The organism is Psychrobacter sp. M4 (assembly GCF_055699795.1).
On record NZ_CM146740.1, the window covers coordinates 2,429,563 to 2,443,028 of the forward strand.

The 13,466-nt window shown below is 41.5% G+C and carries 12 protein-coding genes and 2 pseudogenes; 3 read left to right on the top strand and 11 right to left on the bottom strand.

The features are described 5' to 3' along the window. Nucleotides 1-126: 126 nt before the first annotated feature. From ACR63N_RS10040 to ACR63N_RS10075, 8 genes are all read right to left on the bottom strand, one after another. Nucleotides 127-1,470, bottom strand: a complete 1,344-nt coding sequence (locus ACR63N_RS10040; RefSeq protein ID WP_220455939.1) for an APC family permease — start codon at nucleotides 1,468-1,470, stop codon at nucleotides 127-129. A 145-nt stretch (nucleotides 1,471-1,615) separates the two neighbouring features. After that, entirely contained in the window at nucleotides 1,616-2,092 is a 477-nt protein-coding gene (locus ACR63N_RS10045) for a DUF305 domain-containing protein (protein ID WP_201572229.1), read from the bottom strand. Between the two features lie 95 nt (nucleotides 2,093-2,187). Further along, nucleotides 2,188-3,315: a copper resistance protein B gene (locus ACR63N_RS10050; RefSeq protein WP_472781947.1), complete on the bottom strand. Its 1,128-nt coding sequence runs from the start codon at nucleotides 3,313-3,315 to the stop codon at nucleotides 2,188-2,190. 25 nt (nucleotides 3,316-3,340) lie between these two features. Beyond that, nucleotides 3,341-5,044: a copper resistance system multicopper oxidase gene (locus tag ACR63N_RS10055; RefSeq protein ID WP_472781948.1), complete on the bottom strand. Its 1,704-nt coding sequence runs from the start codon at nucleotides 5,042-5,044 to the stop codon at nucleotides 3,341-3,343. A 67-nt stretch (nucleotides 5,045-5,111) separates the two neighbouring features. Continuing rightward, complete coding sequence (locus ACR63N_RS10060) at nucleotides 5,112-5,741, bottom strand: DUF411 domain-containing protein (protein WP_025645678.1); 630 nt, start codon at nucleotides 5,739-5,741, stop codon at nucleotides 5,112-5,114. Between the two features lie 139 nt (nucleotides 5,742-5,880). Then, a complete protein-coding gene (locus ACR63N_RS10065) occupies nucleotides 5,881-6,477 on the bottom strand; it encodes a c-type cytochrome (protein ID WP_025645677.1) in 597 nt (198 codons plus the stop codon). Nucleotides 6,478-6,602: 125 nt separating this feature from the next. Continuing rightward, nucleotides 6,603-6,881: a hypothetical protein gene (locus ACR63N_RS10070; RefSeq protein WP_193006275.1), complete on the bottom strand. Its 279-nt coding sequence runs from the start codon at nucleotides 6,879-6,881 to the stop codon at nucleotides 6,603-6,605. Nucleotides 6,882-7,015: 134 nt separating this feature from the next. Then, the gene (locus tag ACR63N_RS10075; RefSeq protein ID WP_093068413.1) at nucleotides 7,016-7,342 is read right to left on the bottom strand and encodes a hypothetical protein; all 327 of its coding nucleotides are present in this window, start codon (nucleotides 7,340-7,342) and stop codon (nucleotides 7,016-7,018) included. A 227-nt stretch (nucleotides 7,343-7,569) separates the two neighbouring features. Here ACR63N_RS10075 and ACR63N_RS10080 point away from each other — a divergent pair, with 227 nt between their 5' ends. Together ACR63N_RS10080 and ACR63N_RS10085 are read left to right on the top strand one after the other, a co-directional pair. Beyond that, nucleotides 7,570-8,304 carry a heavy metal response regulator transcription factor gene (locus tag ACR63N_RS10080; protein ID WP_198334105.1) on the top strand — a complete coding sequence of 245 codons (735 nt, stop codon included), beginning with the start codon at nucleotides 7,570-7,572 and terminating at the stop codon, nucleotides 8,302-8,304. Next, entirely contained in the window at nucleotides 8,294-9,847 is a 1,554-nt protein-coding gene (locus ACR63N_RS10085) for an ATP-binding protein (RefSeq protein ID WP_198336792.1), read from the top strand. The genes ACR63N_RS10080 and ACR63N_RS10085 overlap by 11 nt, the downstream gene beginning before the upstream one ends. A gap of 153 nt (nucleotides 9,848-10,000) precedes the next feature. Here ACR63N_RS10085 and ACR63N_RS10090 read toward each other — a convergent pair. The 3 genes and pseudogenes from ACR63N_RS10090 to ACR63N_RS10100 all read right to left on the bottom strand — a co-directional run. Next, nucleotides 10,001-10,983: pseudogene (locus ACR63N_RS10090) on the bottom strand (IS3 family transposase); the annotation flags it as partial. A 66-nt stretch (nucleotides 10,984-11,049) separates the two neighbouring features. Beyond that, nucleotides 11,050-11,298, bottom strand: a pseudogene (locus ACR63N_RS10095) (IS982 family transposase); the annotation flags it as partial. Between the two features lie 291 nt (nucleotides 11,299-11,589). Beyond that, nucleotides 11,590-12,069, bottom strand: coding sequence for a hypothetical protein (locus ACR63N_RS10100; protein ID WP_201508718.1), 480 nt, complete (start codon nucleotides 12,067-12,069; stop codon nucleotides 11,590-11,592). A 166-nt stretch (nucleotides 12,070-12,235) separates the two neighbouring features. Here ACR63N_RS10100 and ACR63N_RS10105 point away from each other — a divergent pair, with 166 nt between their 5' ends. After that, entirely contained in the window at nucleotides 12,236-13,399 is a 1,164-nt protein-coding gene (locus ACR63N_RS10105; protein WP_472781949.1) for a type IIL restriction-modification enzyme MmeI, read from the top strand. The last annotated feature ends 67 nt before the right edge of the window (nucleotides 13,400-13,466 follow it).

Sequence of the window (13,466 nt, forward strand, 5' to 3'; positions counted from 1 at the left end):
TACTTTCCCTGTTGTCTTTATGAATATCGTATTGCATGAAATCAATTCTTGAAGATAGTAAGCAGACGCTTAAATCTATGCAATTTTTAACCAAACAATTTTTCTGTAAACTCTTTGATGTTACTGTCAATGATGGTCTGCAAGCGTATCTTTTTCGATAGCTTTTTTCCTCGCTGAAGATTTCAGGTAAACCTGCTCAGCCACAGCAATCACTACAATAGTGACGACTGCTACGCCAAGTACGAATGGATCTGAGTTTAGTTTAATCCAGACAAAACCGCCGAGAACCAACAGGTCAAGAAGTATGGCCACTATAGGCACCCACATCACCGCCTTTATATCCTGACGAAGGTATCGCAAAACACCCCAATGAATGGCGATATCCATAATTAGATAGAAAACAATGCCAAGCGCTGCAATTCGTGATAAGTCAAATAACGTCGTAAAAGCTAAACCCAACACCACAGTATAGACCAACGTATGTTTTTGAACGCTTCCCGGCATTCCCAAATGACGATGAGGCACCAGCTTCATCTCAGTCAACATAGCAAGCATACGAGAGACTGCGAAGATGCTAGCAAGGAGGCCGCCAGCGGTAGCTACCATTGCGATTGCAACTGTGAACCATAGACCATAGTCGCCAAGTGCTGGGCGTGCGGCGGCAGCCAAGGAGTAATCTTTAGTTTCGATGATTTCGGCAAGAGATAGATTACTAGACACCGCGAAACCGACTAGAGTGTAAATAACTACGCATATTGCGATTGATATTACAATGGCACGGCCGACGTTGCGATGAGGATTTTTTACTTCCGAGCCACTGTTGGTAATCGTGGTAAAGCCTTTAAATGCCAGTATGCCTAGCGCCGTTGCGCCAAGAAAGTCACCAACAGTATTAGTGTCACCTAATGTAGAAGAATCAACTGCAAAGCTATCAGCTAGCCAGATACCAACCAACCCGAATATAAGAATACCGACAATTTTTATAATACCGATAACCGATGCAACCCCCTGAATCCAACGATTACCAAGTAAATTGATAAAGAACGCAGCAAGAATAAGCGCGGCGCCAAGGATGGATACCATGCGACCGCTGTCATCGCCACCGAATAACTGCATAGTGTATGACCCGAACGTCCGGGCCAAAAAGCTCTGCGCTATAACCATGGAGAAATACATCAGCAGGGCATTAAATCCAGTCGGTAAACGATCTCCGTATGCCTGATGCAGGTACATTGCAACACCGCCAGCCGACGGGTAAGCGTTAGAGATTTTGATATAAGAATAGGCACTAAAAGAAACAACGATTGCGGCGGCTAGAAAAGCAAGTGGGAAAAGCGAACCCGTCATCTGAGCCATCTGACCGGTCAGAGCGAAAATACCAGCACCGATCATGACACCGGTACCTAGCATAACTGTTCCTGATAATGTCAAACTATCCTTCTGATAGCGAGTCGTTCTATCTTGCTTCATACTTATTCGACCTTAATCTATTTCTTCGTAGAACTTCAGTTTTACAGGTTATTTTTGAAGTAAGGAGTAGGTATAGTTAGAATTAAAAGACGCGATATAGTAAATAGTTTTTAAAGAAGAGCTTACTTATTGGTATCATAATATATTATTCCAACTCATCAATAAGTGCTTGCATCTCACCGATTTCACGCTTTTGTGCTTCGATAATGTCATCAGCAAGCTGACGTACACGTGGATCTTCGATATCAGCACGCGAACTGGTCAAAATAGCAATCGAGTGATGCGGTATCATCGCCTGCATCCAATCCACTTGATCGACCGTTTGTTGTGATCTAACGCCCCATAAACCAAAGGCAAATAGCACGACACTAATCCCATAAACCATTAGATTGACCTTAGTCTTTTTATACATATTGGTCATAAAGGCAAGCATAATAATAGCCATCATAGCGCCCATATATAACGCCATATAAGCTCGGGTTTCACTAAAGTAAATATGATCCCACTGATAGGTGTTAAAATACATCATGATAAACATCACGACTGTCGATGTTAAAATCATGATTGTGAACTTTACATAAGGGTTCATTTGCTTCTGTTTATTATCCATATGGTTATTCATATTCTTGTCCTTAATTTAGTAAAAAGGCACCTAAATAAAGAGGTGCCTTTTTTTAGAGCTAGTGTTATAAACTGTTGTTACTTACATGGTTAACACTAGAACCAAAACATCACACCAGCTGTAACGCTACTAGAATCAACAGCTTCGTCTTCTTGACGTCGCAAATCTCTTGCGTTGCCTAAAGCGGTCTCATAGCTGATACCCACATAAGGCGCGAGCTGACGACTTAACATCTCGTAAGTAAGCCTAACGTCAGCCCCAAACTCATTAAAGCCTTTAGTAATATGGTTATCTGTATCATCTTTGCTAAATGCCGTCAGCTCTACTTCTGGAATCACTACCCAATGTTGATCTAAGCGCCACTCATACTCCGCACCTAGATCTAGACGAACTTGCCCATCAGTATATAAATAAGCTCTAGCATCGGTTTCGATGAAGTAAGGTGCAGTGCCTGCAATACCAGCCATCACGGCAGATTTATCATTTTCGGTATCATAAGCAACACCGGCTTCCCCATTCCAAAAAATACTAAGTGGCTTCCAGTAAGATAGTGAGGTTAAGCTATCAATTTCTTTATCATCTTTAGTTTGGATACTACCTTCGCTACGTAGCGTTACGCGGTTGCTGTCTGTACCGTACCACGTATCAAACTCATAATTGATTTGATCATCGTCAAATTGATAGCCCAAATCGTCTACTGATACGCCCCATAACGGTAAGCTACCCATCATCACAGGCTTACCAAAGCGACCATAGGGAACACCGTTCGAGTAGTCAGGGCTTCGAGCATCGGCTGGTGCTTCGCCACCTTGCATTCCTGACATGTCCATACTGCCATGATCCATGCCCGACATATCCATGCCACTATGATCCATACCTGACATATCGCCCGACATATCCATGCCACTATGATCCATATCTGACATGTCACCTGACATATCCATACCACTGTGATCCATATCCGACATATCGCCTGACATATCCATACCACTATGATCCATATCCGACATATCGCCTGACATATCCATGCCACTATGGTCCATATCTGACATATTGCCCGACATATCCATGCTGCTGTGATCCATATCTGACATATCCATACCAGACATGTCCATACTGCCATGATCCATGTTCGACATCTCAGCAGCGTTTGCTAAAGGTGACATTAGTAGCATCAAAGATGACATGCCAATAAACGGTAGACCTACTTTATATATTTTCATAATAAGGCTCATATTCGAAGGTTTATTAAACAACGGCAACTTCTCTAAACATCCCTGCTTCCATGTGATAGAGCAAGTGGCAATGCCATGCCCATCTGCCAGCTTCTCCGGTGACATCAAAGCTTATCTTTTGTGCAGGCTGTACCATTATCGTATGCTTACGTACTTGAAACTCACCTGAAGGCATCCGCAGATCGCTCCACATACCATGCAAATGCATGGGATGATTCATCATGGTGTCATTGACTAAGGTAATACGTACGCGCTCGTTGGGCTTAATATTGACCGGTGCGGCATCTTTGAACATAACCCCGTCTAGAGCCCAAATATAGCGCTCCATGTTTCCCGTCAGATGTATTTCAATCTCTCTGGTGGGTTTGCGCTGCTCTGCCATTATCTCATCGCCGACAGAGCGCAACTGACTATAATTCAAAACCTTTCTATCAATGTTACGTAGATTAATACCAGGGTCATCAAGGTTCATACGCGGACTATCAACGCGCATATCGGACTTAAAGTCATATTCTGTTTTGGCATGTTTAGCGTTATAGCCATTCGATCCCATGGCGCCCATCATGTCGGCCATCGTCAGCCATTCGATTTTGTCCATAGCAGGTATCGCAGGACGAGCACCTTTTTTGGTAGCAAGCGTTGTCGCAACATAGCCTGACCGATCTATGTTTTGAGCAAATATGGTATGCGCGTCTTTAGTGGGCGTCACGATGACATCATAAGTCTCGGCCACCCCAATACGGAAATCATCGATATCGACGGGACTGACATCAATCCCATCCGTCGCGACGACTTTCATTTTTAGGCCGGGGATGCGTACATCAAATATCGTCTGCGCTGAACCATTAATAAAACGTAGTTTGACAGGCTGTCCAGCCTTGACAAGTTGCGTCCAGTTAGCCGCTGTGGTTTTACCATTCATCAGATAGGTAAAGGTTTTTTCACCAGACAGATCAGTAAAGTCTGTCGGCATCATCCGCATCTGATTCCACATTTTGCGCTTATCAAAAGCAGCTTTTAGATCTGTTGCGGCAATATCGGACAGTAGCTTTTTAAAATCTGGTAAATGATAATTATCAAAGTCTGCGCGTTGCTTTAATAGTTTAACCAAGTTGTGCGGGTCACGGTGCGTCCAATCACTGAGCAAAATGACATGGTCTTCCTCGATAGGATGACGTTCGCGCCCTTTCGGCTCAATGACGATGGCCCCGCGCATACCGGTTTGTTCTTGGAATCCAGTGTGCGAGTGATACCAATAAGTGCCAGATTGTTTCAGCGTAAATTTATACGTAAAGGTGCTATTTGCTGGTATACCATCAAAACTAATGCCGGGCACGCCATCCATCTCAAACGGTACTAGTAGACCATGCCAATGAATAGAGGTCGACTCATTCATTTGGTTATGGACGCGTATCACTACCTTATCGCCCTCGCGCATTTTTAGCGTTGGCGCTGGTAATGAGTCATTAATGAGCGTCGCCGTGCTTGACTTGCCATCAACAATGATGGGTTTTTTGCTGACATAAAGATCAAACTCTTTGCCTGTCAGTATGGGTACTTTATGATCGGGTTTATCACTGTTAATAGTAGCGCCCTGACTGCCTGAGCGACTCGATTGTCCCAATGCGCTACTAGCAATAGTCGGCATCAAGGAGGCACCAAGGACAGCAGAGGATCCGGTTAAAAAACGTCGGCGGTTAAATCTGTTTTTATTCATAATATTGACCTAAGTTAATCCATGAAATGAGAGTTGAACTTATATATCTGATAACTTATTAATAGAACTACATCTGCTGCGCTGGCGACTCAATAGCCGCATACACTTGAGTGCTGCCATCCTTGTTCAATTGCATGACTTTATAGGGCATAAATTTATCTTGATATTCCATGCCCGGACTACCAACTGGCATACTCGGTACCGCAAGACCGATGGAATCAGTTGGCGGATTGGCTAGAAACTGTGCCATGTATTTGGCAGGAACGTGACCTTCAAAAACATAACCATTAGTAGTGACGGTGGTATGACAAGAGCGCATTTGCTGCGGGACACCGTAACGCTCTTTAAATAAAGATAAATCTGTAACGTCTTGCGCAGTTGCGCTTAGACCATGACCTTCGGCATAGCCTACCCATTCTTTGCAGCAGCCACAATTAGCATCTTTGTAAACTGTAGCCGAGACGTTTTGTAGAATTGTCGACCCAGTACCTGAATTAGCACTGACAGACATCATTTGCGGTTGTGGTTGCTCTATTTGAGCACTTTTGGTGGCAAGCGTTGGCTCAGTTTGAGTAGAATTTGAAACACTAGTATCGGGCTGACTACAAGCCATTACTGTTGACGTTGCTACTAGTAAAAGAGCAGAAGCTGATACCTTTTTATGTCCATTGCCCATTATATTTATATAGCGTCTCATAACTTACTCCTAAGCGTCTGCTTATCTGTTGAACCTTCTAAAGATTTATACCCTATAACTAAGTGTAGTATAGGCAAAGTTTAAATCCCAAAAGGCAGCACTATTTAGCACTGCGCTTTTATAAAGGAATATGGAAGAATTAATGCTGCATTCCAGCTCCACCTTCTGACATATCCATCATGTCGCTATTCAGTGACATATCCATCATGTCATCATCCAGTCTAGTGGTTAGCATGGTATACTGATTCTCATTTAACTCAGGTAGTGATCTAATAAAAGCGACCATTGCCCACATTCTATCGTCGTCATGAGAAGCACCCCATGCTGGCATGCCTGATGCCATAATACCGTGCTTAATCGCCCAAAAACTTTGCTGAGCTCCTGCATCCGTTTTATAACGATCAACTACTTGCGCATTAGTGAAATTAGGTGGCTTAGGGTATAGGCTCTCACTAAAATCAGTGCTCTCTACCCCAGGAGACAAATGGCAGCCTGCGCACATATCTTTGTAATCGGCACCGCCTGAGCTAATCATCTCTACTTTTTCTAAATCTGGAACAATAATGTCCTTGCTAGCGTAGGCTATTGAACGGGTGCGAGCCGTCTCCAAGAAATTATAAACCAATGGACTATGTCCTTGATCAGCGCCAATATTAATGACACCACTCATAACCACAGTAAAGACACCAACAATAGCGACCACGACAGTGAAAAGTACTCCTAGTAAAAACTTCATGGGTTTATCCTAAAATCCATTTTCTTTAATACCCTACTCTTAGCGTCTACAAATATTTCCTACAAACCCTTATTACTGATTGATGAAACTATCTAGCAGTAATAAAGGATTTATAAAATCAATGTTTAAGAGTCACTTTTATCTGTTACGCAGTGCTTTTGATACATTTGTTTCATTTTACCCATGTTAGCCATCATTGATTTCATAGCGGGATCGTTCATATCCATTTTGCTATGATCCATTTTTTGCATCATTTGCATATGCTTTTCCATTTTTTCACAGTTCATCTGATCTTTTTCAGCGTGCATTTTAGGATCATGTGCTAGAGCTGAGGTTGAAACGACTAGAGCGACGGCAGTGGCTACGATTGCTTTAGGTAAAGACTTTGATTTAAAGAGTGACATGGTTAATCCTTAATTGATTTAGTTGAGGGTACATAAAGCTTTAGGATATTAATTCAGTCTAAAGCATAACTTATTGATTCTGACAGAGAGATGACAGCAAGATGACAATATTGTCATCTTGCTACTTTTATATTTTAATGCTGCACGTATTCATTTAGTATGGCATCAGCATTTCTATCACGATCGCTACCATATTTTTTTATAAAATACTTTTCAGACTGCAGATGTTGATCTTGATGCTGAACTTGGCAAGCGACTCGTGCATCAACATAGCTTTTCATTTGAGCATCAGACATCTGCGCGTTATTGTGATCTAGATTTCTGGCAAACGTAGTTAAGTTATCGCAATTATCGATAATTGAAGTGCTTAGATTGGTAGTATGCGCATTAGCTGCTGATATACCGATAAGCATCGAAGCGGATAGCAGCACCACTTTTTTGAATGAACGATAGCTTTTCATATAACATCCTTAATAAATTATTAAATATTGAAACTAATTACCTGTAGTAATAATTCATAGTAGCTACTCGTATCAAGAATGAGCCGCTATGTACTATAGGTATAGATTAACAAACGAAGACTGACCATTTGATGACGAGCGCATGACATCTTTGTCAGATACCAGTCCGTTTTGTCATTTATATTGATTTGGGTATTATAAAATCATAATTATATTGAAGGATTACTATGAAAGTACTACTAGTAGAAGATGAATTAAAACTCGGCGAATATGTAAAAAAAGGCTTAAGTGAAGCAGGCTTCATTGTTGATCATCAGCTGACAGGTTTAGATGGCTACCATGCTATGATGACTGAAGAGTTTAGCGTGATACTCATGGATGTTATGCTGCCTGATGTTAGCGGTTTTGAGCTAGTACGTAATTACCGAGCGGCTGGCAAGCATACGCCAGTGTTATTTCTAACCGCAAAAGATGATTTAGATGACAAAATCAAGGGGATTGAGATTGGCGGTGATGATTATCTGACCAAACCTTTTGCCTTTGCAGAGTTAATAGTCAGGATAAAAAGCTTATTACGACGCGCCAATCAAGCCGACTATAAAAGTACGCTCATGCAAATAGCGGATCTCAAAATGGACATTGCCAAGCGCACTGTACATAGAGGAGACACGCCCATTAAACTAACCGCAAAAGAGTTCTCCCTATTACAGTTTCTATTAGAGCGCCGCGGTGAAGTATTACCACGCTCAATCATTGCTTCACAAGTATGGGATATGAACTTTGATAACGATACTAATGTGATTGATGTGGCAATAAGACGTCTGCGTATAAAAATAGACGATGAGTTTGATACCAAGCTAATTCATACTGTGCGTGCCATGGGCTACCGATTAGATGCTGTCGACGTTTCAGCTAGTAATAAAGCTGCCAGCGAAACGGAAGATAGCCAATATGATAAATAGATTGGACAATCGACGCTTACCCTTACTATGGCGAACTGTGTTTTTATTGACGATATTTGTCGTTTTATCGCAGTTGATAATCTATATCTGGGTACAGCACTCTGTTAAAGGCCATTTTGAGCAAATGGATGCTGAAATCATTACCCACGCAGCCTTTAATCTACGTAAGCGCGTAACAGAGGCGGATAACCAAATAGCCTCTCAGACACTACCTAAGCCTCAAAGTCCATCAAACACTCAACAACCGCTAAGCTCGAAAGCTTCTTCAAATCTACTTCCTACAATAGCCACAGAAAATGATGATCACCTGCATTCATCAGCGCTAGATTACGATCTAAAAACTATCATTGCTGATAAAGAGGGGCGATTGCTATCTAGTACTCCCAAAAACTTTGCTAATGAATTAAGTGCCGACTTTAACCTATTATCATTACAGCAAAATCATGATGACAGACAGTTTGTAATAAATATTAAAGACAGACGTTATCGAGCTATGGTTATTGGAGACGATGACATGCTTGCCCTTATCGCCTTACCCATTGACGTGCATCATCAGTATTTATTACAGTTTAACCGTCAACTTAGTCTGATCCTATTTGCCATCACACTACTGTTGGTTTCAATAGCAGCCTTAAGCGTGTATTGGGGTTTTGCCCCTTTATCCACTATCGTGCAAAGGATGAAAGGTATTCATCCTGAAAGATTGAGCGAAAGAGTAATAGTTAGTGATATGCCATTAGAGCTAAGACCTTTAGCAGAATCCTATAACTCGATGATGGCTAAGCTTGAAAGCAATTTTGAGTCGTTGTCGCGATTTTCAGACAATATCGCGCATGAGCTACGCACGCCAATAGCGACGCTGATTACGCAAACGCAAGTCATGTTAAATAAGCCTAGAGAGGAAGAGGAATATGTCGAACAATTACATCAGCAACATGACACCTTAGAGCAATTATCGGCGATGATTAACAACATGCTACTGCTAGCAAAAACCCAAAAAGGACTGAGTGATTCGCAAGTGACTACTGTAGATACTGAGGTCCTAATCAATAAGCTGTTAGATTACTTTGAAATGATTGCCGAGGATCGTAAAATAACTTTTGTAAAATTAGGAGATTTTAAGGCAGTATTAGGCGATGAAGGTTTATTACAAAGGCTATTTGCTAATCTGCTATCAAACGCGATCTACTACGCCGCTAGTAATAGCGTCGTCACAATATCAGCCACTGTCAACACTCCAAATACTTCCGTTAATAATTATAAGATGCTTGAAGACGATCAAAGTAACACTCAAACCGCGAAGCAATCTTGGCTAGAGATAACTTTTACTAACCTTCTAGAAAAACCTCTAAACCAAAGCGAAGCAGATCGATTGTTTGAGCGCTTTTATCGTCATGATAAAACTAGCCAGCACCATTCAGGATCAGGTTTGGGTTTATCTATCGTTCAGGCTATTGCTAATGCTCATAAAGGTACGGTCAATATCACTAACAAAGATGAGTATTGTTTTGAAGTTACTGTAGGATTATTGATTGCTAAGTAGCATACACCTCAATATCCTAGTGTTCAAAATATTAATAATATGTAGACCTACTATAGGTCTATTTTATTTTGATAAGTCGAAAGGCTCTGAATGCTATTATTCATATAGTGTATAAGGCTAGATTATGAAGTCTAATTTTCTTAGGTGATGTTGTTGATATGGGGGTTTGTCGAAGCAATTACCTTTAGCGCTCATTGAACCTGTAAACTGATGCTGCTTAACGATCTTGTGGTAGGCATGGCTGCAATACTGGCTGCCTCTGTCAGAGTGAACGATTAGCCCTTTGTTTGGACGTTTATTCCTGATGGCCATGTTCAATGCGCGACAGACCAAATCTGCGGTCATGCGTTTGTTGATCGCATAGCCGACCAGCTCTTTGGTATATAAGTCTTTGACTCCCGCTAAATACAACCAGCCCTCATGTGTCCAGATATAAGTAATATCGCTTACCCATGCTTGGTTAGGGCGACTGGTGTCAAACTTCTGATCGAGCACGTTTGGATAGACCAGTTTGTGATGATTAGAGTCAGTGGTGACTTTAAAGCGCTTATGACGACGACATTTAATGCCGTGTTCCTCTTTGATGCTTCTTACCATGTATAGGCTAATGTTATGGCCTTGCTCGCTTAGATGAGCATGCAGTCGATCTGCGCCATAACGTTCTTTCGTTTCATTGTGAGCCGCTTTAACCAGTAATTCAGACTGGTTGCGATGTATCTGTTGGTCGCTGAGATCACGACTTAGCCAGTCGTAATAGCTTGATGGCTTAACCCTTAACACACGGCACATAGTGGTGATGCGAAAGAGGAACTGGTTGTCTTTGATAAAGGCGTACCTGACTAACTGTTTCTCGCGAAGTACGCCGTCGCCTTTTTTAGTATTTCGCGTTCCTCTTCAGCCACTTTGAGCTGCCGCTTGAGCTGCTTTATTTCTTGAAGAGCACTCATAAGATCAGGATCGTATTGCTCTGTGCCGACAAGCTTGCCTTGATTGGCTTTGTTATGCCAATTTGATAGCGTTTGCATGGCAATGCCAAGCTGCTTTGCAGTGGCTGAGATATTGCCATTATTGTCTGATATCTTCTTGACGGCCTCGGCTTTAAATTCGTCACTGTAGGTTCTTACTTTCTTGGTCATGATAAACTCCGATTAATACGCTTAGTTTACCAAGTTTATCTCTACGGTTTTTTCAGCATAGCTCAATCGCGAGTAGCTCGGCAGATTTGGAAACGCCCGTTTCATCATGCCAAGCATGTGATGGTAGTAAAACGCCTTAAACTGTCGATACCGCAGTTGATAAAACAGTACCAAGATGGTCATAATCTCTGCTACACTTATCTGGCATGCTCTTAACCTTTGGTGTCCCGTTGCGATTAAATGAGCGTCAAACTCAGGTTTGAATTGCTGATAAAAGTCGTCAATATGGCAGTAGAGTTCGGTTAGGTTGTCCATGTAAGAAGTCCTTTTTGCTTAAGTGGTCTTGGTAAACTTACTTTAGCAATTTTGGACTTCTTTTTTTATCTTTTTTTGAGCCCTTATCCCGAACTGGGGTTAGTTAGCTTTTTAACCCCTAAACCTATGAAAATCGGGTGGGGATGATTTTTTTGTCGTGTGCAGAGCTATTACTTATAGCTTATCCAATTGAAGACACGCTAGCCCTAGACTAAAGATGAAAAAATAGTTTATAAAACTAATAAATATGAACTAAAAGTTAGTATATGATTTTAATGGATAAACACTTATCTATTCTAATTCAGGATATAGAATCTTGGTTAATCTATAAATCTCGTCCTCTGCATCTGATCCCTTGGGATTAGGATTAGGATAGGCAGCAGCGGTAAGTATCAATCTAGGTAGCTCTAAATGATTAGCAAATACTTTCGCCAGCTCTCTTCTTAGAAAGTCAAACCAAAAAGTAGTAATTTCTGCGGGTGTATGAGGATCGGGTATCACATAAGTGAATAAATCTGCATTAAGACAATACTCCATACGGAACGCGGCTGCCATACGGTCATGAAGCCACTGCAGAGGCCTATGATCATTAAAACTACTAGGTTCATCACGTAAGTCGCTCAGTTCAGTGCGAACAGCAACTACCCTTTCAGCTTCACGATGTTTTTGAACAGAAAAATTAAATATGACACGCAATGCTTCTCCATAGCAATCATGCTGAATCTTTGCAATACGAGTAGAATCACCCTGAAACTTAGTACCAACTATCATCATTAACCCTTGTTAATAAGCTTGTAGCGTATCGACTACATAAGCAATAAAATACTATATACCCCCTATTTTTCAGAACACTTAAGCCTTCAAATACGATAAGATAGCGCTATAATTGCACATTAGCCTGCTTATTTACACCCGTAATTCATCTACAGAGACAACCATGGCATTTAACCAAACTCAGTTTTTTGAAGATTTAGAAAAATTAACCATCAAAGTCATTGATAAGAATAAAAAAGACGACTTTATATACGATTTTCTAACGCTGCTAGATGTCTCAAAATCTACGATAACCTCACTTAAAAAGAATGACGGTCGTTTTAACGTCGCCGCCAATCCTGAGGCTGGCGAGGTTGCCAATAAGCATCGTATCTACTTCAAGCCTGTAGATGCGGGTCAAGACCTTGCTAAAGCCTTAAAAGATGTCATGAACAGCCCAATCATCAACCAGCACAAAATCCGTATGGTGATGGTAACGGACTTCAACACCGTACTGATTAACGATACTAAATATGATGAGACGCTTGACTGCGACTTTACCGATCTTTATAAAAACTATCATTTCTTATTGCCACTTGCCGGCCTAGAGCGTGCACGTGAGTACTCAGAGCACCCCGCAGATGTTCAAGCCTCTGAAAAGATGGGACGCTTGTTTGACCATATCCGTAAGCTCAACGAGTTTAATACTGCTGATGACTTACATGCTCTCAATATATTTTTAACGCGGCTGCTATTCTGTTTTTATGCCGAAGATACGGGTATTTTTAAAGCAGACCAGTTCTATGACGTGATTGATAGAACCACCAATATAGATGGCAGTGACGTCGATGGCGTCTTGTATGAGCTGTTTGAGGTTTTAGACTTACCTGAGTCTAGCACCGAGCGTCAAGCCAAGCCCACTCATCTAAGTGCATTCCCCTATGTGAACGGCAGCTTATTTGAATATCAGTTCGCCATTCCTGAGTTTGATGCACGTACCCGCCGTATCTTGCTAGAGTGCGCACGTTTGAGCTGGGCCGAGATTAACCCAGATATTTTTGGCTCCATGTTCCAAGCAGTGATCGACCCTGAGCAACGTGGCAGCTTAGGACAGCATTACACCAGTGTTAGCAATATCATGAAGGTCATTCAGCCGCTATTTTTAGACGAGCTACGTGCAGAGCTAGACACGGCCATAGCGCTGAGTCATGACAATCGCCATAAAAACAATAAAGCCGAGCGCTTAGATGCCTTACTTACCCGTATAAGCCAAATCAAAGTATTTGACCCGGCCGCAGGTAAACGTTACATAGGTACTTTTAATAACACATCATACATGATAATCTAGTGACATAATGATGACTTAATACATAGATATCATTATTTGATTATTAGTACATTACTTCTAATGATGA